The organism is Pseudomonas sp. NFPP07, from assembly GCF_900115645.1.
Taxonomy (GTDB): Bacteria; Pseudomonadota; Gammaproteobacteria; order Pseudomonadales; family Pseudomonadaceae; genus Aquipseudomonas; species Aquipseudomonas chlororaphis.
This window is the reverse complement of the sequence record NZ_FOXG01000003.1, coordinates 383066-405031: the sequence shown is the minus strand read 5'-3', so window position 1 is coordinate 405031 and position 21966 is coordinate 383066. Positions and strand designations below refer to the sequence as shown.

17 protein-coding genes are annotated in these 21966 nt (G+C 62.5%); 7 read left to right on the top strand and 10 right to left on the bottom strand.

Translation table 11 applies throughout. From position 1 onward, the window contains the following. Positions 1–124 precede the first annotated feature (124 nt). The 6 genes from BM019_RS10000 (at position 125) to cobA (ending at position 9718) form a co-directional block, all read left to right on the top strand. Complete coding sequence (locus tag BM019_RS10000) at positions 125–1336, top strand: nitrate/nitrite transporter (protein WP_009042928.1); 1212 nt, start codon at positions 125–127, stop codon at positions 1334–1336. A 7-nt stretch (positions 1337–1343) separates the two neighbouring features. After that, positions 1344–3014 carry a bifunctional protein-serine/threonine kinase/phosphatase gene (locus BM019_RS09995; RefSeq protein ID WP_092418158.1) on the top strand — a complete coding sequence of 557 codons (1671 nt, stop codon included), beginning with the start codon at positions 1344–1346 and terminating at the stop codon, positions 3012–3014. A 450-nt stretch (positions 3015–3464) separates the two neighbouring features. Further along, positions 3465–5918, top strand: a complete 2454-nt coding sequence (gene nirB / locus BM019_RS09990; protein ID WP_092418157.1) for a nitrite reductase large subunit NirB — start codon at positions 3465–3467, stop codon at positions 5916–5918. Beyond that, the gene (gene nirD, locus BM019_RS09985; RefSeq protein WP_087088659.1) at positions 5915–6232 is read left to right on the top strand and encodes a nitrite reductase small subunit NirD; all 318 of its coding nucleotides are present in this window, start codon (positions 5915–5917) and stop codon (positions 6230–6232) included. Before nirB ends, nirD begins: the two co-directional genes overlap by 4 nt. Continuing rightward, the gene (locus BM019_RS09980; protein ID WP_092418156.1) at positions 6232–8946 is read left to right on the top strand and encodes a nitrate reductase; all 2715 of its coding nucleotides are present in this window, start codon (positions 6232–6234) and stop codon (positions 8944–8946) included. Before nirD ends, BM019_RS09980 begins: the two co-directional genes overlap by 1 nt. Before the next feature lie 10 nt (positions 8947–8956). Then, a complete protein-coding gene (gene cobA, locus BM019_RS09975) occupies positions 8957–9718 on the top strand; it encodes a uroporphyrinogen-III C-methyltransferase (protein WP_092418155.1) in 762 nt (253 codons plus the stop codon). Positions 9719–9795: 77 nt separating this feature from the next. Here the strand turns inward: cobA and BM019_RS09970 are convergent, their stop codons facing one another. From BM019_RS09970 to ppsA, 8 genes are all read right to left on the bottom strand, one after another. Continuing rightward, on the bottom strand, positions 9796–10782 hold the full coding sequence (locus tag BM019_RS09970) for an OmpA family protein (RefSeq protein WP_007927525.1): 987 nt from the start codon (positions 10780–10782) through the stop codon (positions 9796–9798). A gap of 107 nt (positions 10783–10889) precedes the next feature. Further along, complete coding sequence (sigX, locus tag BM019_RS09965; protein WP_009042922.1) at positions 10890–11480, bottom strand: RNA polymerase sigma factor SigX; 591 nt, start codon at positions 11478–11480, stop codon at positions 10890–10892. Between the two features lie 88 nt (positions 11481–11568). Beyond that, on the bottom strand, positions 11569–12393 hold the full coding sequence (locus BM019_RS09960) for a mechanosensitive ion channel family protein (RefSeq protein ID WP_053260260.1): 825 nt from the start codon (positions 12391–12393) through the stop codon (positions 11569–11571). A 2-nt stretch (positions 12394–12395) separates the two neighbouring features. After that, positions 12396–12641 carry a hypothetical protein gene (locus BM019_RS09955; protein WP_007927518.1) on the bottom strand — a complete coding sequence of 82 codons (246 nt, stop codon included), beginning with the start codon at positions 12639–12641 and terminating at the stop codon, positions 12396–12398. A gap of 63 nt (positions 12642–12704) precedes the next feature. Further along, a complete protein-coding gene (locus BM019_RS09950) occupies positions 12705–13700 on the bottom strand; it encodes a zinc transporter ZntB (protein WP_092418154.1) in 996 nt (331 codons plus the stop codon). 25 nt (positions 13701–13725) lie between these two features. Beyond that, positions 13726–14217, bottom strand: a complete 492-nt coding sequence (gene rraA / locus BM019_RS09945) for a ribonuclease E activity regulator RraA (protein WP_009042919.1) — start codon at positions 14215–14217, stop codon at positions 13726–13728. A 249-nt stretch (positions 14218–14466) separates the two neighbouring features. Then, positions 14467–15456, bottom strand: a complete 990-nt coding sequence (locus BM019_RS09940; protein WP_092418153.1) for an alpha/beta fold hydrolase — start codon at positions 15454–15456, stop codon at positions 14467–14469. 100 nt (positions 15457–15556) lie between these two features. After that, complete coding sequence (ppsA, locus tag BM019_RS09935) at positions 15557–17932, bottom strand: phosphoenolpyruvate synthase (protein ID WP_009042917.1); 2376 nt, start codon at positions 17930–17932, stop codon at positions 15557–15559. 174 nt (positions 17933–18106) lie between these two features. Here ppsA and BM019_RS09930 point away from each other — a divergent pair, with 174 nt between their 5' ends. Continuing rightward, on the top strand, positions 18107–18925 hold the full coding sequence (locus BM019_RS09930; RefSeq protein WP_007927505.1) for a posphoenolpyruvate synthetase regulatory kinase/phosphorylase PpsR: 819 nt from the start codon (positions 18107–18109) through the stop codon (positions 18923–18925). A gap of 122 nt (positions 18926–19047) precedes the next feature. Here the strand turns inward: BM019_RS09930 and prpD are convergent, their stop codons facing one another. Together prpD and prpF are read right to left on the bottom strand one after the other, a co-directional pair. Further along, entirely contained in the window at positions 19048–20532 is a 1485-nt protein-coding gene (prpD, locus tag BM019_RS09925; protein WP_092418152.1) for a 2-methylcitrate dehydratase, read from the bottom strand. Positions 20533–20718: 186 nt separating this feature from the next. Next, positions 20719–21909: a 2-methylaconitate cis-trans isomerase PrpF gene (gene prpF, locus BM019_RS09920; RefSeq protein ID WP_092418151.1), complete on the bottom strand. Its 1191-nt coding sequence runs from the start codon at positions 21907–21909 to the stop codon at positions 20719–20721. Positions 21910–21966 lie beyond the last annotated feature (57 nt).

Genomic DNA, 21966 nt, shown 5'->3' with positions numbered 1-21966 from the left:
GCGATGCGGGTTGCGGCGTTTTTTCGTTTTGGCCCCACAGCCCGGGGCCGGTGGAGCGGCCGTAATGGCGCCCCACGCAAAAGCCCATGACTCCTTTCGAGACTCTTAACAGCTGAGGTGCGCGATGAATTCAAGCTTCTGGAAATCCGGCCACACCCCGACATTGTTCGCGGCCTTCCTCTACTTCGACCTGAGCTTCATGGTCTGGTACCTGCTCGGCCCGCTGGCCGTGCAGATCGCCGCCGACCTGCAACTGACCACCCAGCAGCGCGGGCTGATGGTGGCCACGCCGATCCTGGCCGGCGCCGTGCTGCGGTTCGCCATGGGCCTGCTGGCCGATCGCCTGTCCCCCAAGACCGCCGGGCTGATCGGCCAGGTGATTGTCATCGGCGCGCTGTTCTGCGCCTGGAAGCTGGGCATCCACAGCTATGAACAGGCCCTGCTGCTGGGGTTGTTCCTGGGCATGGCCGGGGCCTCGTTCGCCGTGGCCCTGCCGCTGGCCTCACAATGGTATCCACCACAGCACCAGGGCAAGGCGATGGGCATCGCCGGGGCCGGCAACTCCGGCACGGTATTCGCGGCGCTGTTCGCGCCCTTGCTGGCCGGCGCCTTCGGCTGGAGCAACGTGTTCGGCTTCGCCTTGATCCCACTGATCCTGACCCTGGTGCTGTTCGCCTGGCTGGCCAGGAACGCCCCGGAACGGCCCAAGGCCAAATCCATGGCCGACTACTTCAAGGCCCTGGGCGACCGCGACAGCTGGTGGTTCATGTTCTTCTACAGCGTGACCTTCGGCGGCTTCATCGGCCTGGCCAGCGCCCTGCCCGGCTACTTCAACGACCAGTACGGCCTGAGCCCGGTTACCGCCGGCTACTACACCGCCGCCTGCGTGTTCGGCGGCAGCCTGATGCGCCCGCTGGGCGGCGCGCTGGCCGATCGTTTCGGCGGCATTCGCACCCTGCTGGTGATGTACAGCGTCGCGGCGGTGTGCATCGCCGCGGTCGGTTTCAACCTGCCCAGCTCCTACGCGGCCCTGGCCCTGTTCGTGTGCACCATGCTCGGCCTGGGTGCGGGTAACGGCGCGGTCTTCCAGTTGGTGCCACAACGTTTCCGACGCGAGATCGGGGTGATGACCGGGCTGATCGGCATGGCCGGCGGCATCGGCGGTTTCGCCCTGGCCGCGGGCATGGGCGCGATCAAGCAAAGCACCGGCAGCTACCAGCTGGCCCTGTGGCTGTTCGCCAGCCTGGGCGTGCTGGCCTGGTTCGGCCTGCACGGGGTGAAACGCCGCTGGCGGACCACCTGGGGCTCCGCCGCTGTCACGGCGGCGCGGGTCTGAGCCGTCCATGAGCCTGCGACTGAGCCACGCCCAGGCCAGCGCCATCGGTCCGCGCGCGGAGAACCAGGACGCCTTGCGCCTGGTCACCCCGGCGCCGACCCTGGCCGCCAGCAAGGGCCTGCTGTTCGCCATCGCCGACGGTGTCAGCCAATGCGCCGATGGCGGCCTGGCCGCGCGCTCGACCTTGCAGGCGCTGGCGCTGGACTACTACGCCACCCCGGAAACCTGGGCCGTGGCCCAGGCCCTGGAACGCCTGCTGCTGGCGCAGAACCGCTGGTTGCAGGCCAACGGCGGCGGCCAGCCACTGCTGACCACCGTCAGCGCCCTGGTGCTGCGCGGCCGGCGCTTTACCCTGGCCCATGTCGGCGATTGCCGGGTCTATCGCTGGCATGCCGATCAGTTGCAACGCATCAGCGACGATCATGTCTGGGACCAACCCGGCATGCAGCATGTGCTCAAGCGTGCCCTGGGCCTGGACCAGCACCTGGTGGTGGATTTCCTCGATGGCGAGCTGCGGGAAAACGAAAGTTTCCTGATGCTCAGCGATGGCGTCTGGGCGACCCTGGGCGACACCGCCATCGCCGCTATCCTGCGCGACCAGCCCGACCTCGACAGCGCGGTGCAGACCCTGGTCAGCGCCGCGCACCTGGCCGGCAGCCAGGACAACGCCAGCGCCCTGCTGGTGCGGGTCGAAGCCCTGGGCGAAAGCTCCATCGGCGATGCCCTGATTCACTTGCAGCAATGGCCACTGCCGCCGCCTCTCAAGCCGGGCCAGCACTTCGAAGGCTGGCAGGTCGTCGAGGTGCTCGGGCACAGCCAGCAATCCCTGCTGTACCGCGTGCTCGATGCGCAACAACAACCCTGGCTGCTGAAAACCCTGCCCGGTCATCTGCACGACGATCATCAGGCCGGGCAATCGCTGCTGTCAGAGGAATGGTTCCTGCGCCGGGTGGCTGGCCGGCACTTTCCCGAAGTGCATGCCGCGACCGCCCGCCAACACTTGTATTACGTGATGCGCGAATACCCGGGGCAGACCCTGGCCGAGCATCTGCAACAACATGGCCCCTTGCCGCTGGCACAGTGGCAGGACCTGGCCGAGCGCCTGCTGCGGGCCGTGGGCCTGCTGCACCGCCGGCAGATCCTGCACCGCGACATCAAGCCGGAAAACCTGCTGCTCGGGGACGACGGCGAGCTGCGCCTGCTGGATTTCGGCCTGGCCTATTGCCCCGGCCTGTCCGAGGACCAGGCGCACCTGCTGCCCGGCACTCCGAGCTATATCGCCCCCGAAGCTTTCAGCGGCGTGGCGCCGACACCGCGGCAGGACCTGTATGCGGTAGGCGTGACCCTCTATCACTTGCTGACCGGGCATTTTCCCTACGGCGAAATCGAAGCCTTCCAGCGCCCGCGCTTCACCACCCCGGTCAGCGCCAGCCGCTATCGGCCGGACCTGCCGGACTGGCTCGAACAGAGCCTGGAACGCGCGGTACAGGCCGATCCGGCCCAGCGCTATGAAACCGCCGAAGAGTGGTTGCTGGTGCTGGAACAGGGCGAGCGCCGCAGCCTCAGCGTGCGCCCCAGACCGCTGCTGGAACGCGAGCCCTTGAAAGTCTGGCGCACCCTGGCGCTGGTCTCGCTGTTGCTCAACCTGCTGTTGCTGTACCTGCTCCTGCATCACTGACCTCACTGTTTTCCTGTAGCCGCTGCCGCAGGCTGCGACCGGCACCGCAGGGGCCGCAGAACCTGACGACGCGGTTTTACCCACAGGTAGGGGATAGCGCCTTACGCCGGCTACGCCGTCGATCGCAGCCTGCGGCTACAGGGATCGCGCAGCGTGCGCCAGAAGTGGGCAAGACGCTTTGAATCAGTGCAGGAAATCCTCCCTGCTAGCCTGAGGCAGGCTTTCAGGCCCGCTGAAACCGCCATTGACGGGACTTGGCACAACCGCTGCATTAATTCTCCCAACAGCACATACGACCCGGCCTTCAACGACGAAGGATGGGTTTTCCCGAGAGAACGGGACCGGACAAAGGCGTCCTGCCAGGCAACTGGCGGGACGCCTTTTTTGTTTGCGCAACGTTTATCGAGCCAGGCCCGGCATGCCCGACGGCCTGTCTACGCGGAGAGCGAAATGAACAAACTCAAGCTGGTGATGATCGGCAACGGCATGGCCGGGGTACGCACCCTGGAAGAGCTGCTCAAGCTGAGCAATGAGCTGTACGACATCACGGTCTTCGGCGCGGAACCCCACACCAACTACAACCGCATCCTGCTCTCCCCGGTACTGGCCGGCGAACAGACCTTCGAAGAGATCGTGCTCAACGACCTCAGCTGGTACCTGGACAATCACATCAAGCTGCTGCTCAACCGCAAAGTGGTGCAGATCGACCGGGTCAAGCGCCGGGTGATCGCCGAAGACGGCAGCGAAGCCGAGTACGACCGCCTGCTGATCGCCACCGGCTCGACCCCGTTCATCCTGCCGATTCCCGGCAACGACCTGCAAGGCGTGATCGGCTACCGCGATATAGCCGACACCCAGGCGATGATCGACACCGCCAAGACCCACAAGCACGCGGTGGTCATCGGCGGCGGCCTACTCGGCCTGGAAGCCGCCAACGGCCTGATGCTGCGCGGCATGGACGTGACCGTTGTGCACATCGGCGAATGGCTGCTGGAGCGCCAGCTGGACAAGACCAGCGGCCAGCTGCTGCAAAGCGCCCTGGAAAGCCGCGGCCTGAAATTCCGCCTGAGCGAACAGACCCAGGCCCTGCACGACGCGGGCAATGGCCGGGTCGGCTCGGTGCAGTTCAAGAACGGCGACATCATCCCCGCCGACCTGGTGGTGATGGCCGCCGGCATCCGGCCCAATACCGAGCTGGCGGAAAAAGCCGGGCTGCCGTGCAGCCGCGGGATCCTGGTCAACGACACCCTGCAGACCTACGACCCACGCATCTACGCCATCGGCGAATGCGCCAGCCATCGCGGCATCGCCTACGGCCTGGTGGCGCCGCTGTTCGAACAGGCCAAGGTCTGCGCCAACCATCTCGCTCAACTGGGCTTCGCCACTTACAAGGGCTCGGTGACCTCGACCAAGCTGAAAGTCACCGGCATCGACCTGTTCTCCGCCGGCGACTTCATGGGCGGCGAAGGCACCGAGACCATCACCCTCTCCGACCCCATCGGCGGCGTGTACAAAAAGCTGGTGATCAAGGACGACATCCTGGTCGGCGCCTGCCTGTATGGCGACACCGCCGACGGTGGCTGGTACTTCCGGCAGATCCGCGAGAACCATGCCATCGGTGAGATCCGCGACCACCTGATGTTCGGCGAGAACGCCTTGGGCGATGTCGGCCACCAGGGCCAGGACAAGGCCATGAGCATGGCCGACAGCGCCGAAGTCTGCGGCTGCAACGGCGTGTGCAAGGGCACCATCGTCAAGGCGATCCAGGAGCACGGCCTGTTCAGCGTCGACGAAGTCAAGAAGCACACCAAGGCCGCCAGTTCCTGCGGCTCCTGTGCCGGCCTGGTGGAACAGATCCTGATCAACACCGTGGGCGGCGCGGCCGACGTCAAGCCGAAAAGCGAGAAAGCCATCTGCGGCTGCAGCGACCTCAACCACGGGCAGATCCGCCAGGCGATCCGCGAACAGCACCTGCTGACCATCGCCGGCACCATGAGCTACCTGAACTGGCGCACGCCCAATGGCTGCGCTACCTGCCGCCCGGCGCTGAACTACTACCTGATTGCCACCTGGCCGGGCGAGGCCAGGGACGATCCGCAATCGCGCCTGATCAACGAACGGGCCCACGCCAATATCCAGAAAGACGGCACCTATTCGGTGGTGCCGCGGATGTGGGGCGGCGTCACCACCCCCTCCGAACTGCGGCGTATCGCCGACGTGGCGGACAAATACCAGGTGCCGATGGTCAAGGTCACCGGCGGCCAGCGCATCGACCTTTTGGGTATCAAGAAGCAGGATTTGCCCGGGGTCTGGAAAGACCTGGACATGCCCTCCGGCCACGCCTACGGCAAGTCCATCCGCACCGTGAAAACCTGCGTCGGCAGCGAGTTCTGCCGCTTCGGCACGCAGAATTCCACCCAGCTGGGCATCGAACTGGAGCATGACCTGTTCAACATGTGGTCGCCGCACAAGGTCAAGCTGGCGGTCTCCGGCTGCCCGCGCAATTGCGCCGAGGCCGGGATCAAGGACGTCGGCATCATCGGCGTCGACTCGGGCTGGGAGATGTATATCGGTGGTAACGGCGGGATCAAGACCGAGGTCGCGGAGTTCTTCGTCAAGCTGAAAACCGCCGACGAAGTGCGCGAATACAACGGCGCTTTCCTGCAGCTGTACCGCGAGGAAGCCTTCTACCTGGAGCGCACCGTGCACTACCTGCAACGGGTCGGCATAGCGCACATCAAGCAGGCCATCATCGAAGACCCGCAACGGCGCAAGGCCCTCAACGAGCGCCTGCAATTCTCCCTGTCCTTCGAACAGGACCCGTGGAAGGAGCGCCTGGAACAGCCGCAGCTGAAAAAAGAGTTCGAGCCGATCCACGTCAAGCCACTGGAGGTGCTGCCATGAACTGGCTGGATATCTGCGCCCTGGACGAGATCAACGCCCTGGGCTCGCGCATCGTCAACGGCCCCAAGGGCGACATCGCGATCTTTCGCACCAGCGACGACGAAGTCTTCGCCCTCGACGACCGTTGCCCGCACAAAGGCGGGCCACTGTCCCAGGGGCTGATCTACGGCAAGACGGTCGCCTGCCCGTTGCACAACTGGCAGATCGACCTGGAGTCCGGCGCAGCACAGGCGCCGGATATCGGCTGCGCCCATCACCATCTGGCGCGGGTGGAAAACGGCCGCGTGCTGCTGGCCCTGCGGGATGCCGGCTGATGAACCGCCAGACGACCGCCTCGACCTGCTGTTACTGCGGCGTTGGCTGTGGCGTGCTGATCGAGCACGACGGCGAACGCATCCTCGGCGTCAGTGGCGACCCGAGCCACCCGGCCAACCACGGCAAACTGTGCAGCAAAGGCTCCACCCTGCACCTGACCGGCGACCTCGCGGCCCGCGCCCTGTATCCGGAATTGCGCCTGGGCAAGGCCCTGGCGCGCAGCCGCACCGACTGGGACACCGCACTGGAACACGCGGCCAACCTGTTTGCCGAAACCATCGCCGAACACGGCCCGGACAGCGTGGCCTTCTATATCTCCGGGCAATTGCTTACCGAGGATTACTACGCCTTCAACAAACTGGCCCGGGCCCTGGTGGGCACCAACAACATCGACAGCAATTCGCGGCTGTGCATGTCCTCGGCGGTGGTCGGCTACAAACGCAGCCTGGGCGCCGACGCCCCGCCCTGCAGCTACGAAGACCTCGAACTGAGCGATTGCGTGATGATCGTCGGCAGCAACATGGCCTACGCCCATCCGGTGCTGTTCCGCCGCCTGGAGCAGGCCAAGCGCCTGCGGCCGCAGATGAAAGTGATCGTCATCGACCCGCGGCGCACCGACACCTGCGACCTGGCCGATTTGCACCTGGCGATCCTGCCCGGCACCGATGTCGCGCTGTTCCACGGCATCCTGCACCTGCTGCTGTGGCAGGACTGGATCGATCGCGACTTCATCCAGGCGCATACCGAAGGCCTGGCCGAGCTGAAGAACCTGGTCCACGACTACACCCCGCATATGGTCGCGCAGCTGTGCGGCATCAGCGTCGAGCAACTGCGCCAGTGTGCCGAATGGGTCGGTACCTCGCCGAGCTTCCTGTCGCTGTGGTGCATGGGGCTAAACCAGTCCAGTGCCGGCAGCGCGAAAAACAGCGCACTGATCAACCTGCACCTGGCCACCGGGCAGATCGGCCGCCCCGGGGCCGGCCCTTTCTCCCTCACCGGACAGCCGAATGCCATGGGCGGCCGGGAAACCGGCAGCCTGTCGAACCTGCTACCGGGGCACCGGGACGCCGCCAACCCGGAGCACCGGGCTGAAGTCGCGGCCTACTGGGGTGTCGAGCAATTGCCGGCCAACCCCGGCCTGAGCGCGATCGAGCTGTTCGAACAGCTGCGCGGCGGCAAGATCAAGGCGCTGTGGATCGCCTGTACCAACCCGGCGCAATCGCTGCCCGACCAGAACGCGGTGCGAGAGGCCTTGCTGGCCTGCCCGTTCGTGGTCCTGCAGGAAGCCTTTCGCACCACCGAGACTGCGGCCTTTGCCGACCTGCTGCTGCCCGCCGCCAGCTGGGGCGAGAAGGAAGGCAGCGTGACCAACTCGGAACGGCGCATCTCCCATGTACGCCGCGCCGTGGCCGCGCCGGGCGAAGCACGCCCGGATTGGGCCATCACCCTGGACTTCGCCCGGCGCCTGGAACAGCGCCTGCGTCCGCAACAGCCCAGCCTGTTCGCCCTGGATACGCCTGCCCAGCTGTTCGATGAGTACAAACTGCTGACCCGCGGCCGCGACCTGGACCTTTCCGGCATCAGCCACGCGCTGATCGACCAACTGGGTCCGCAGCAATGGCCCTTCCCCGCCGGCGTCGAACAAGGGACAACGCGGCTGTACGTTGATGGCCGCTTTCCGACCGCCAGCGGGCGGGCGCACTTCATCAGCGATCCGTATCGCGCGGCCAAGGAACAGCGGGATGCGCGCTTCCCCCTGACCCTGATCACCGGCCGCCTGCGCGATCAATGGCACGGCATGAGCCGTACCGGCACTGCGGCCCAGCTGTTCGGGCATGTCAGCGAGGCCGTCCTCAGCCTGCACCCGGACGAACTGCGCCGACAGAACCTGCAAGCGGGTGACCTGGTCTCGCTGAAAAGCCGTCGCGGCAGCGTGATAGTCGCCGTGGCGGACGACGGCAGCGTGCGCCCGGGCCAGGCTTTCCTGCCGATGCACTGGGGCGATCGGTTTCTCAAGGGCGGCGTCAATGCCGTGACTCAGCCGGCGTTCGATCCACTGTCCAAACAGCCGGAACTCAAGCACAGCGGTGTACGCCTGGAGCCGGTCCAGCTGCCGTGGCAATTGTTCGCCCTGATCGAAGGCGATGTGCAGCGGCATTTCGAAGCCCTGCGCCCGCTCTGTGAAAGTTTCGCCTACGTCAGCCTGAGCCTGGCCGGCCGCGAACGCCCGGCCCTGCTGCTGCGGGTGGCCAACGCCGAAGCGCCGGCGCCGCAACTGCTCAAGGACATCGACCAGTTGCTGGGGCTCAACGAAGGCCCGGTGCTGGCCTATGACGATCCTCGGCGCTCCATCGGCAAGCGGGTACGCATCGAACAGGGGAGGATCACCGCCATTCGCCTGGCCGGTGAAACCCTCGCCCGGCACTGGCTGCAGAACCTGTGGCTGGAAGGCAAGGCCGATGAGCAACTGCGCCGCTGGCTGCTGGCGCCGATGAGCGCACCGCCAGGGGCGGCCGGGCTCGCCTCGAGCGGCAAGACCTTGTGCAACTGCAAGAACGTCAGCCAGAGCGCGGTCTGTGCCGGGATCTCCCGCGGCCTGGACCTCGATGGCCTGAAACGGGAACTGGGCTGCGGCACTCAATGCGGCTCTTGCGTCCCCGAAATCAAACGTCTGCTGGCCAGCTCGGCACAGCTCGTCGCAATCCCCCTGTGAGGAAACAAACATGAGCGCAAAAGTCTGGCTGGTGGGTGCGGGCCCTGGTGATCCTGAACTGCTGACCCTCAAGGCCGTGCGGGCCCTGGGCGAGGCGGATGTGGTGCTGATCGACGACCTGGTGAATCCGGCGGTGCTGGAACACTGTCCCCGGGCACGGGTTATTGCCGTGGGTAAACGCGGAGGCTGTCGTTCGACGCCCCAGGCGTTCATTTATCGGCTGATGCTGCGCTACGCCCGTCATGGCAAGTGCGTGGTACGCCTCAAGGGTGGCGATCCGTGCATCTTCGGCCGTGGAGGTGAAGAAGCGCGGTGGCTGCAGGAGCGTGGCGTCGAGGTGGAATTGGTGAACGGCATCACCGCCGGCCTGGCGGGCGCTACCCAGTGCGGTATCCCGCTGACCCTGCGCGGTGTCGCCCGTGGCGTCACCCTGCTGACAGCCCATACCCAGGACGACAGCAGCCTGAACTGGCAGGCCCTGGCGCAAAGCGGTACGACGCTGGTGATCTATATGGGGGTGGCAAAACTGGGTGAGATACGTGAACAGCTGATCGCTGGCGGCCTGGCGCCCTGTACCCCGGTGGCCATGATTGAAAACGCATCCCTGCCCGAGCAACGGCTGTGTCGGAGCGCTCTGCACGCCATGCAGGACGATGCCCATGCCTTCCAGCTGAAAAGCCCGGCCATCCTGGTCGTCGGCGAAGTGGCTGCTTGCGGCGCACAACTGCCCGCCCTTTCCGAAGCGGCCCTGACGGCGGCGTTCTCGGCCTGACTCCAGGCGCTTTCATCAAATCGCGGACAAAGAAAAACCCGGCCTAGGCCGGGTTTTTCAAAGCTGCAAGCTACAGATTACTGAGCTTGTTGAGCTTGTGCTTCAACCTGCGCTTCTACGCGACGGTTTACAGCGCGGCCAGCTTCAGTTGCGTTGTCAGCAACTGGGCGGGACTCACCGTAACCAACGGATTGAACGCGGCTCGACTCAACACCGTACTGGCTGGTCAGAACTTGCTTAACGGCGTTTGCACGACGCTCAGACAGTTTCTGGTTGTAAGCGTCAGGACCGACGGAGTCAGTGTGACCTTCAACAACGGTGGTGGTTTGTGGGTACTGCTTCATGAAGTCAGCGAGGTTCTTGATGTCAGCGTAGCTGTTAGGCTTAACGACCGACTTGTCGAAGTCGAACTTCACGTCCAGCTCAACACGAACAACTTCAGCAACCGGAGCTTCTGGTTCTGGAGTTGGCTCTGGAACTGGAGCAGGAGCTGGAGCAACCTTGCCAGCGTTGCCGCCGAAGTTCACACCCAGACCAACCAGAGCGGAGTAGTCCCACTTGCCGTTGTCCATTGCGTAGTCGGCTTCAACGCCGGCACGAGCGAACAGGTTGTCGGTGAAGTAGTACTTAACACCGGTACCGATGATAGCCAGGGTCGACTGGTCGCGACCGCTGTGGCCGTCAGCCAGGACGTTGGTACGGCTCTGGTGACCGAAACCACCGGAAACGTATGGACGCAGGGAGTCCACGCCAGCTTGACCGAAGTGGTAGGTAGCCAGCAGGCTGCCGGTGTCACCTTTGATCTTCTGGTTGCCAGTGCCGTCGTTCGAACGGGTGTGGTTGGTTTTGTCGTAGTTCAGGTCCAACGACAGGTCATCGGTCAGGAAGTAGCCGATACGAGCGCCTGGGTTGAAGCCGTCTTCGATGTGCTTAACGCTGTCGTTGTACTGTTTTTTGTAAAACAGTTCACCCTCGACCGCGCCTTGGCCTTGCGCCAGAACGCCGAACGAAGTCACGGCAACAATAGAACCAATGGCAATGCCCAAGGTGTTTTTCAGTTTCATCCGTTAAATCCCCATCTGGTGATTGTAAAGCAGTCCCACATACCGGGGGACAACTCGGCGGTAAGTCTATCAGAACTTACCTAGACGTAAGAGATATTTGCGCCGAACTAAGTTTCAGCAATGCCTGCAAATTTCTCACGCAATTTATCAAGCGCACGCTTGTACCGCATTTTCGTAGCACTCAACCCCATGTGCATGATGTCTGCGATCTCCTGAAACTCCAGCTCTGCGACGAATCGTAGCACCAGAATCTCCCGATCGATCGGGTTCACATGCACCAACCAGCGGTCAAGTCCGCCCTTTTCCTCAGGTTTCGGCGCCTTATCTTCAGACGCTTCCTCGAGGGGATCAAGACTTAACGCATCCATCAAGCGACGTTTCCGCCGTTCTTTCCGATACTGCGTGATGCATTCGTTGTACGTGATGCTATAGAGCCATGTCTTGAACTTCGATTTCCCCTCGAAGTTCTTGAGGCCATACAGCACCTTCAACATCACCTCCTGACAGACATCGTCAGCATCACGATCGTTCCCTAAATAACGTGCACAAACGTTGAAGAGGGTTCGCTGATAGCGTCGCATCAACTCTTCATACGCACGCGTTACGTGAAACAGCTCCGTGTGCGAGCGCGCAACCAACTCCTCGTCAGAGAGCTCACGGGGGTCATAGCGCGTGGATAGCGATTGGGCTTTATTCAAAACGAGTCGGGCCGACAGTCAGGTCAATGTCCACCGCAGCCCAGACACGGGCATTTTGCGGCGGCATACATTAGCAGGGTTTGCCGGGTTAGCGGCTACTTACATGCTGCTCCAGCAGGATCCGATTGGAGAGAGAGACCAGCTCGCCCTCATCGGTCAGCAGTGTAGTCTTAACCGTGCCGATCTCCTCGATCTGCCCTTCGACCTCGCCAACTCGCACTTGTTGCCCAACCTGATACAACTCACGCACATAGATTCCCGCAAGAATCTGACCGGCAATATCCCGGCTTCCCAACCCCATGGCCAAGGCAACAGCCAGACCAACGGTAATCAAAACGATCACGATCACATGGTTGAGCAGGTCGGTTTTGACCTCCAACTGACTGATCGCAACGGAAATACTGATGATGATCACCAGCCCCTGGGCGATTCGCCCCAAGCCACTGGCGTAATCCAGACCGACCCCTTCGGCCGCTCCACGCACCAGCCCATTGGCCAATTGCGCCAGCAATACCCCCACCAACAGAACCAGCGCGGCCCCGAAAACCTTCGGTAAATACAACGCCAGCATGTCGAGCGTAGCCGAAACCCGCTCCAGGCCAAGGGATTCTGCAGCAGAAACCAGAAAAATCAGTAATACGAACCAATACACGATTTTACCGATCAAGGTAGAAATCGGCACCTGCAGACCCGCACGGGACAGCAGTTTGGTCAAACCGGTACCGCCCATCAAACGGTCCAGGCCCAGTTTGGCGAGCAATTTGGAAAGCAGGGTATCAAGCAGTTTGGCAACCACAAAACCCAACAGCAGCACGACCAGTGCGCCAAACAGATTGGGAATGAAGTTCGCTACCTTGGTCCACAACGCAGTCATCGCAGTGACGAGGCTCTGAGTCCAGAGATCAAGTTCCATATTCAATCAGCCTTATCAGCAGTGCGAGCAGTAGGTTTACGACGGGAAACCGGCGAGATATGGGCCGATCCGTTATTCAGAGCAATCATCAGCGCCGGCAACCAGCGGCCGAGCAGGCTGAACAGATCGCCCGCCCCCACCTGCCGGTTGGCGGTTTTCAGTACGCGGCCCAGGCACGCATCGTCGTCCCGGGTGGACGGTGTGGCCTTGAGCATGTCACGCAACGACTGTTCAAACGGATCGTGCATACGCACCTCTCGATATGTCAGTGAAAGACGCGATCAAAATTCCCTGGGTCACATAGTTCATGATCAGACCCAGCGCAAACGTCGGAATAACCACCACTGTCCCAGTGCGACCAGCGCCATCAACAGGCAGGCCACCAGAAACCCGTAGGGGCTGTTGGAAAGCGGAATGCCTCCCACATTGATCCCCAACAAACCGGCCAGAAAACTCATCGGCAGAAAGATCCCGGTGATGATCCCGAAGCGAAACATGATGCGGTTCATGCGCACGCTCAGGCGTCGGTCTTCAGCCTCCAGCACAAGCCCCACGCGCTCTCGGGTCAATTCGAGCTCTTCCAGGTAGCGGGTCAGGCTGTTATTCAATTCGTTCCAGTAATCGCCATCGTCATCGGCGAACCAAGGCAGCCTGATGCGGCTGAGCTGACCGAAAATATCCCGCTGCGGAGCGAGGAAACGCTTGAGTCCGGCAGCCCGTCGACGAATCTGCAGAATGTTGCTGTGTTCGGGAGTATACCGTTCGTCGGCATCCAGTTTTTCTTCCTCGGCATCGACCACTTCCGACAGGTCGCTGACCAGGTCCTGCACTTTATGGGTCAGGTACTCAGCCATATAAAGGATGAGTTCGGAGGCGGTTTTCGGTCCCTTGCCTTCGCCCAGTTGCACCAGCAGCTCATCCGTCGCGCGCAATGGCCGCAGGCGCAGGGAGATCACTCGCTGGGCCGAACCGAAGATGCGTACCGAAACCATGTCCTCCGGCTCGGCGCCGGGGTTGAGGTTGATGCCGCGTAAAAACAGCAGGAACTCGGAGTCCGGCAGCGCCAACAGGCGCGGCCGGGTATTTTCTTCGAGTAAAAGGTCACAGCTGAATTCGCTCAGACCGCTGGATTTACGCAGCCAGGTCTGGGTTTGCGGATGACTGCGATCCCAATGCAGCCAGAGGCTCTCATGGACTTGCAGCTGCAAGTCGTCCAGTTCAGTTCGGGCAATCGCACGCGCACCACCTTTACCGTCCAGCACCAGGGCATGTACCAGCCCCCATTGCGCGTTGTCTTCCTCGAACATCCTCATCCCTTGCTTGGTCGACTGCTTATTCGGGCATTTTCAGCGGGCTTGGCGAAACGATTACGCCATTGTTATCGGCATAGACATATTCGCCCGGACGGAACGTCACCCCGGCAAAAGTCACCGCCACGTTGAGATCACCAATACCGCGCTTGTCGGTTTTCATCGGGTGGCTGGCCAGCGCCTGAACGCCCAGGTCGGTTTGCGCGATGACATCGACATCACGGATGCAACCGTAGATCACCAGCCCTTCCCAACCGTTCTTCGCCGCCTTTTCGGCCAGCATATCGCCCAGCAGCGCACGGCGCAGGGAGCCGCCACCGTCGACCACCAGCACCTTGCCGTGGCCCTTGAGCTCGACCTGTTCCTTGACCAGCGAGTTGTCTTCGAAGCATTTGATGGTCACGATTTCGCCGCCGAAGGAGTCGCGGCCACCGAAATTGCTGAACATCGGTTCAACCACCTGCACCAGATCCGGGTAGGCGTCACACAGGTCGGGAGTGAGGTAATGATTCATCGAGAAACTCCTGTAATGGAAAGAACACGTCGCGGTGTCGGAATTCGCAGGGTTCATGCTGAGTGAGACGAGGGCAGACAGAGAATGTTTAACATTTCAGCTAGCCCTCACCATACGCCAATTTCAGCAGGCTCGACGGCACGAACAGAATACTTAACCGGCGACCGAATGTGACCAGAACCGCTCAACGCGTCATATCTTAGCCGCAAGCGCATCGGAACGAAATGCTCTTGTCAGAGCCTTCTGAACTCAACTGGCGGCAGCCAGTTCGGTGCCCGACGCCAACAACGGGCTCTGCTGATCCTGCAACCATCGCGCGACCAAAGGCCAGACTTCGGCCTGGGCCGCTTTGCTCACCAGCATCTCCACATGGCCGAAATTGCCGCTGAACCCTTGTTCGCGTCCCAGGCAGACAAACTGCTTATGCTCGGAACTCAACTGGTCAAACAGCTTGCGACAAGCCCAGGTCGGATCCTGATGATCCCCGGCCGCACTCACCGCCAATACCGGCAGCGAAACATCGCACAAGCCGGCCCACCAGTCCTTCTGCCCATCGCCGAAACGCCCGAACAGCCCGTACCAGCGCATGCCTTCCAGGGCCAGGCCAATGGGCTCGTCCTCGGGACCGCGCTTGAGTCGCGAGCCGGACAACTGGGCAAAACGCTTGAGAATGAAACGACCGCCCCACTCCACCGCCGGGATTTTCAATGGCCAATAGGTGCGGCTGACCTGACAGCCGAACAGCGCCGCCGACGCCACTGCCGGCTCTCCCAGGTACTGGCCGCCCAGGGCCGCCGCCAGGGTAATGCCGCCCAGGGAATGACCGATCCAGTGCGGAACCTGGCCGCTTTGTTCCCGCACGAAGGCACCGATGGCGGGCAGATCGTATTGCGCATAGTCGGCGACGCGATTCTTGCAGTAGTCGGCATTGCGTCGCGACAGGCCGTGACCGCGCATCTCGGGGATCCATACATCGAAGCCCATGCGCGCCAGATACGCGCCCAGGCCGATGCCCTTGGGCGAATACCAGAAGCGCCGATTGGAGAAGCTGCCGTGCAGCAGTATCACCGGGACACCACGGGATTCGGGCTCGTCCGCCATCCCCAGGCGAGTGACGGCCAGCTCGACCGTGGCGTCCGGGCTATTGCCGGGTTTCAGGCGGTAGACGTCTTCACTCAGGTCGCCTCGACGCTCGGCACTGATCAAGGCGACGGGAAACAGGTTGCTGCTGCTTTGCATAATGCTCTTGCACAAAAAAGGGCGGCTTCCAGATGGAGCCCGCCCTACTTGAATCTCAAAGCACCGGCCAGCCCGAAGGCTGGCCAGTGCTTCATTCCGCTTAGACCGCACCCTGCCCCTCGGCCAGGAAGAACCAGGTTTCCAGTACGGAATCCGGGTTCAGCGAGACACTTTCGATGCCCTGCTCCATCAGCCACTTGGCCAGGTCTGGATGGTCGGACGGGCCCTGGCCGCAAATACCGATGTATTTGCCAGCCTTGTTGCAGGCGGCGATAGCGTTGGCCAGCAGCTTCTTGACCGCCGGATTACGCTCGTCGAACAGGTGCGCGATGATGCCCGAATCGCGGTCCAGGCCCAGGGTCAGCTGGGTCAGGTCGTTGGAGCCGATGGAGAAACCGTCGAAGAACTCGAGGAACTCTTCGGCCAGGATCGCGTTGGAAGGCAGCTCGCACATCATGATCACGCGCAGGCCGTTTTCACCACGCTTGAGACCGTTTTCGGCCAGCAGATCCACCACCTGGCTGGCTTCGCCCAGAGTGCGGACGAACGGCACCATGATCTCGACGTTGGTCAGGCCCATGTCGTTGCGCACGCGCTTGAGGGCGCGGCACTCGAGCTCGAAGCAGTCACGGAAGGCTTCGCTGATGTAACGCGAAGCACCGCGGAAGCCCAGCATAGGGTTTTCTTCTTCCGGCTCGTAGAGCTTGCCGCCGATCAGGTTGGCGTATTCGTTGGACTTGAAGTCCGACAGGCGCACGATGACTTTTTTCGGCCAGAACGCTGCAGCCAGGGTGCTGATGCCTTCAACCAGCTTGTCGACGTAAAAACCGACCGGATCGTTATAGCCAGCGATGCGCTTGTCGACGCTGTCCTTGATTTCATGGGGCAGGCCGGCGTAGTTCAGCAGCGCCTTGGGGTGCACGCCGATCATGCGGTTGATGATGAACTCCAGGCGGGCCAGGCCCACACCGGCGTTCGGCAGTTGGGCGAAGTCGAAGGCGCGGTCCGGGTTGCCGACGTTCATCATGATCTTGAACGGCAGCTCCGGCATGGCGTCGACGGAGTTTTTCTTCACGTCGAAGCCCAGCTCGCCTTCGAAGATGAAACCGGTGTCGCCTTCAGCGCAGGACACAGTCACGCCCTGGCCGTCTTTCAACAGTTCGGTGGCGTTGCCGCAACCGACAACCGCCGGGATCCCCAGCTCGCGCGCGATGATCGCGGCGTGGCAGGTACGGCCGCCACGGTTGGTAACGATGGCGCTGGCGCGCTTCATCACCGGCTCCCAGTCCGGGTCGGTCATGTCGGATACCAGCACGTCGCCGGCCTGGACCTTGTCCATCTCCGACACGTCCTTGATGATCCGCACCTTGCCGGCGCCGATGCGCTGGCCGATGGCGCGACCTTCCACCAGCACGGTGCCGGTCTCCTTCAACAGGTAACGTTCCATGACGTTGGCCTGGGTGCGGCTCTTCACGGTTTCCGGACGGGCCTGGACGATGTACAGCTTGCCGTCGTCGCCGTCTTTGGCCCATTCGATGTCCATCGGGCACTTGTAGTGCTTCTCGATGATCATCGCCTGCTTGGCCAGCTCGCTGACTTCGGCATCGGTCAGGCAGAAACGCGCGCGATCGGCCTTGTCGACGTCGACAGTCTTGACCGAGCGACCGGCCTTGGCTTCGTCGCCGTAGATCATCTTGATCGCCTTGCTGCCCAGGTTGCGGCGCAGGATGGCCGGGCGACCGGCTTGCAGGGTGCCCTTGTGGACGTAGAACTCGTCCGGGTTCACCGCCCCTTGAACGACGGTTTCACCCAGGCCGTAGGCGCCGGTGATGAATACCACGTCACGGAAGCCCGACTCGGTGTCGAGGGTGAACATCACGCCGGCGGTACCGGTTTCCGAACGCACCATGCGCTGCACGCCGGCAGACAGGGCGACCAGCTTGTGGTCGAAGCCCTGGTGCACGCGGTAGGAAATGGCGCGGTCGTTGAACAGGGAAGCGAAGACTTCCTTGGCGGCGCGAATGACGTTCTCGACGCCACGGATATTGAGGAAGGTTTCCTGCTGGCCGGCGAAGGAAGCGTCCGGCAGGTCTTCGGCGGTGGCCGAGGAGCGCACGGCCACGGCCATGTCAGGGTTGCCCGCGGACAGCTTGGCGAACGCGGTGCGGATTTCGCTATTCAGTTGCTCGGGGAACTCGGCTTCCATGATCCATTGACGGATCTGGGCGCCGGTCTTGGCCAGGGCATTCACGTCATCGACGTCCAGGGCGTCGAGCGCGGCGTGGATCTGGTCGTTAAGACCGCTCAATTCGAGAAAATCACGATAGGCCTGGGCCGTCGTGGCAAAGCCTCCAGGGACGGATACACCGGCGCCTGCAAGGTTACTGATCATCTCGCCCAGGGATGCGTTCTTGCCCCCCACATGCTCTACATCATGGACGCCGAGCTTATCGAGGGAAACTACGTACTCTACCAAGGTGATCTCTCCACTAACTGTGTTGGAAAAGCTCAGAAGCCGGCTGCTCGGGGGAGCGCTTGCCAGCTGTATGGCCTGGACCTGGAAAATAAGTGAGAATGCGGGCCATTGGAGGCCGGCAAATCGCGCCTATCATATCCAAGATTCGTCACTAGCTTAAGGCCCAAGGTGCAAATGAAACGATCTGCTTTCTTTATCTCCGACGGTACCGGCATCACCGCTGAAACCCTCGGCCAGAGCCTCCTGGCGCAGTTCGAAAACATTACCTTCAGCAAAATCACGCGACCGTATATCGACAGCGTAGATAAAGCGCGGGCCATGGTACAACAAATCAACATCGCCGCCGAAAAGGACGGATTTCGCCCGATTATCTTCGACACCATCGTCAATCAGGACATCCGTGAGATCCTCGCGACGTCCAATGGTTTCATGATCGACATCTTCTCGACCTTCCTCGCCCCCCTGGAGCTGGAGTTGAGCGAGCACTCGTCGTATTCGGTCGGCAAGTCCCATTCCATTGGTGGCAACTCCAACTATATGGAGCGGATCGAGGCGGTGAACTTCGCCCTCGACAACGACGACGGCGCCCGCACCCACTACTACGACAAGGCCGACCTGATCCTGGTGGGCGTGTCGCGCTGCGGCAAGACCCCGACCTGCCTGTATATGGCCATGCAGTTCGGGATCCGCGCCGCCAACTACCCGCTGACCGAAGACGACATGGAACGCCTGCAGCTGCCGACGGCCCTGCGTGCCCACCAGCACAAGCTGTTCGGCCTGACCATCGACCCCGACCGGCTCACCGCCATCCGCAACGAGCGCAAGCCCAACAGCCGTTATTCGAGCTATGCCCAGTGCGAGTTCGAAGTACGCGAGGTGGAAAACCTGTTCCGCCGCGAGAACATTCCGCACATCAATTCCACGCACTTCTCGGTGGAAGAGATCTCGGCGAAGATCCTCGTGGAAAAAGGCGTCGAGCGGCGCTTCAAGTAGCGTTATCTGACCAAATAGAAGGCTATTGCGAGCAATCGAGCGTCGACCGGCTGCCCCTACACGGCTTACAAGATCTTGTAGGAGCCAGCTAGTCGCGATCGGACCAACGGTCCGCCCTGCCCTCAGATCACCAACAGATCCACGAACCGGTGTACCGCCGTGGCTTCCAGCTGCGCCTGGTCCTTGCACAGGGCAAAGATCTGCGCCGAACGCTGGGCGGTGAAGCGGGTGGCCAGGTTGGCCTTGAACTTGTCTTCCAGCAGCGCAATGCCTTCGGCGCGACGCCGGCGATGGCCAATCGGGTATTCCACCACCACCTGTTCGGTGCTGGAGCCATCCTTGAAAAACACCTGCAGCGCATTGGCGATGGAGCGCTTGTCGGCCTCCAGGTACTCGCGGGTGTAGCGCGGCTCCTCGACTATCTGCATCTTCTCGCGCAACTGATCGATGATCGGATGGGCGGCATGGAAGTCGTCTTCATAGTGCTCGGCCACCAGGTTGCCGAACGCCAGCGGCACGGCGGTCATGTACTGGATGCAGTGGTCGCGGTCGGCGGCGTTGGCCAGCGGGCCGACCTTGGAAATGATGCGGATCGCCGACTCATGGGTGGTGATGACGATCCTGTCGATCTCGTGCAGGCGATTGCGCACCAGCGGGTGCAGGGTCACCGCCGCTTCACAGGCGGTCTGCGCATGGAACTCGGCCGGGAAGCTGATCTTGAACAGCACGTTTTCCATCACATAGCTGCCGTACTGCTGCGACAGGCTGAAACGGCGCTGGTCTTCGGGCTTGAGCGCCAGGTCCTTGTTGGTGTGGCTGAACAACACGTCGTAGAAGCCCCACTGCGGCGCACTCAGCACTCCCGGGATGCCCATCTCGCCACGCAGGGCGATATCCGCCAGGCGCACGCCACGGCTGGTGGCATCCCCCGCCGCCCAGGACTTGCGCGAACCGGCGTTAGGCGCATGGCGGTAGGTACGCAGCGCCTGGCCATCGACAAAGGCATGGGACAGCGCCGCCAGCAGCTGCTCGCGGTTGGCCCCCATCAACTTGGCGGTGACCGCGGTCGAGGCGACTTTTACCAACAGCACATGGTCGAGGCCGACCCGGTTGAAGGAGTTTTCCAGGGCAATCACCCCCTGGATCTCATGGGCCATGATCATAGCCTCGAGCACCGCGCGCATAGTCAGCGGCGCCTCGCCATTGGCCACGCGCTTTTGCGACAGGTGATCGGCCACGGCGAGGATGCCACCGAGGTTGTCGGAAGGGTGGCCCCACTCGGCGGCGAGCCAGGTGTCGTTGTAATCCAGCCAACGGACAATACAGCCGATATCCCAGGCCGCCTTGACCGGGTCCAGGCGCAAGCGGGTACCCGGCACCCGCGCGCCAAACGGCACGACCGTGCCCTCCACTATCGGCCCCAAGTGCTTGGTGCACTCTGGAAAGCGCAGGGCCAGCAGACCGCAGCCGAGGGTATCCATCAGGCAGTTGCGGGCGGTATCCAGGGCCTCGTGGGACTCGATCCGGTAGTTCAGAACGTAATCGGCAATGTCCTGCAGGACCTGGTCGTAATCGGGGCGTTCGTTCAGATCAACGTTGGCGCTCATGGGCAGTTCACTCCATCAAGGGTTGGGTGTGGGTTGCATCCTCAAGGTCAGGCTGATCGGGTTATTTTTTATTCACCCCATTGTAGGAGCGAGCTTGCTCGCGATGACGGATGGACTGTCGACATCGATGTCGACCGTGGTATCGCTATCGCGAGCAAGCTCGCTCCTACAGGGGCCGTTTATGATTTAGAACGCGTCGCCAGGCACACGTACCCAGCCTTCCATCAAGACCCGCGCGCTACGACTCATGATGGCCTTGGTCACGCTCCATTCGCCGTTGTCCTGCACGGCTTCGGCGCCGACGCGCAGGGCCCCCGACGGGTGGCCGAAGCGCACCGCGCTGCGCTCTCCGCCGCCAGCCGCCAGGTTGACCAGGGTCCCGGGGATCGCCGCCGCCGTGCCGATGGCCACCGCGGCGGTGCCCATCATCGCGTGGTGCAGCTTGCCCATGGACAGCGCGCGCACCAGCAGATCGACATCCGCGGACTTCACCGCCTTGCCGCTGGAAGCCTGGTAGTCCGCGGGCGGCGCGACAAAGGCGACTTTGGGCGTGTGCTGACGCTTGGCCGCTTCATCCAGATTCTGGATCAGCCCCATGCGCAGCGCGCCGTGGGCGCGGATGGTCTCGAACATCGCCAGCGCCTTGGGATCGCCGTTGATATCGCCCTGCAGCTCGGTACCGCTGTAGCCGATGTCGCGGGCGTTGATGAAGATCGTCGGGATCCCGGCATTGATCATGGTGGCCTGGAAAGTCCCGACACCCGGGACCTCCAGGTCGTCCACCAGGTTGCCGGTGGGGAACATCGAACCACCGGCGCCCTCTTCCTCGGCCGCCGGGTCAAGGAACTCCAGCTGCACTTCGGCCGCCGGGAAAGTCACCCCGTCCAGCTCGAAATCGCCGGTTTCCTGGACTGCGCCGTTGGTGATCGGCACGTGGGCGATGATGGTCTTGCCGATATTGGCCTGCCAGATGTGCACCACCGCCACGCCGTTCTGCGGAATGCGCTCGGCATCCACCAGGCCGCTGCTGATGGCGAAGGAACCGACCGCCGCCGACAGATTGCCGCAGTTGCCGCTCCAGTCGACGAAAGGTTTGTCGATGGACACCTGGCCGAACAGGTAATCCACGTCGTGGCCGGGCTTGATGCTTTTCGACAGGATCACCGTCTTGCTGGTGCTGGACGTGGCGCCGCCCATGCCGTCGATCTGCTTGTCGTACGGGTCGGGGCTGCCGATCACCCGCAACAGCAAGGCATCGCGGGCCGCGCCCGGCAGCTGCGCCGCCTCGGGCAGGTCCTGCAGGCTGAAGAACACACCCTTGCTGGTGCCGCCCCGCATGTAGGTGGCGGGAATCTTGATTTGCGCTACGAAAGCCATGAATTTCGGTCCTGATAAAGACCGAGGGCGGCGCCTTGCGGCCCGCCCCCGGTACGT

Coding starts and splice junctions, on each gene's coding strand:
- prpD (WP_092418152.1), bottom strand. CDS start 20,532: ATGAGCGCCAACGTTGATCTGAACGAACGCCCCGATTACGACCAGGTC.
- BM019_RS10000 (WP_009042928.1), top strand. CDS start 125: ATGAATTCAAGCTTCTGGAAATCCGGCCACACCCCGACATTGTTCGCG.
- BM019_RS09995 (WP_092418158.1), top strand. CDS start 1,344: ATGAGCCTGCGACTGAGCCACGCCCAGGCCAGCGCCATCGGTCCGCGC.
- BM019_RS09950 (WP_092418154.1), bottom strand. CDS start 13,700: ATGTTCGAGGAAGACAACGCGCAATGGGGGCTGGTACATGCCCTGGTG.
- BM019_RS09940 (WP_092418153.1), bottom strand. CDS start 15,456: ATGCAAAGCAGCAGCAACCTGTTTCCCGTCGCCTTGATCAGTGCCGAG.
- BM019_RS09980 (WP_092418156.1), top strand. CDS start 6,232: ATGAACCGCCAGACGACCGCCTCGACCTGCTGTTACTGCGGCGTTGGC.
- BM019_RS09960 (WP_053260260.1), bottom strand. CDS start 12,393: ATGGAACTTGATCTCTGGACTCAGAGCCTCGTCACTGCGATGACTGCG.
- nirD (WP_087088659.1), top strand. CDS start 5,915: ATGAACTGGCTGGATATCTGCGCCCTGGACGAGATCAACGCCCTGGGC.
- BM019_RS09955 (WP_007927518.1), bottom strand. CDS start 12,641: ATGCACGATCCGTTTGAACAGTCGTTGCGTGACATGCTCAAGGCCACA.
- BM019_RS09930 (WP_007927505.1), top strand. CDS start 18,107: ATGAAACGATCTGCTTTCTTTATCTCCGACGGTACCGGCATCACCGCT.
- nirB (WP_092418157.1), top strand. CDS start 3,465: ATGAACAAACTCAAGCTGGTGATGATCGGCAACGGCATGGCCGGGGTA.
- rraA (WP_009042919.1), bottom strand. CDS start 14,217: ATGAATCATTACCTCACTCCCGACCTGTGTGACGCCTACCCGGATCTG.
- prpF (WP_092418151.1), bottom strand. CDS start 21,909: ATGGCTTTCGTAGCGCAAATCAAGATTCCCGCCACCTACATGCGGGGC.
- BM019_RS09970 (WP_007927525.1), bottom strand. CDS start 10,782: ATGAAACTGAAAAACACCTTGGGCATTGCCATTGGTTCTATTGTTGCC.
- cobA (WP_092418155.1), top strand. CDS start 8,957: ATGAGCGCAAAAGTCTGGCTGGTGGGTGCGGGCCCTGGTGATCCTGAA.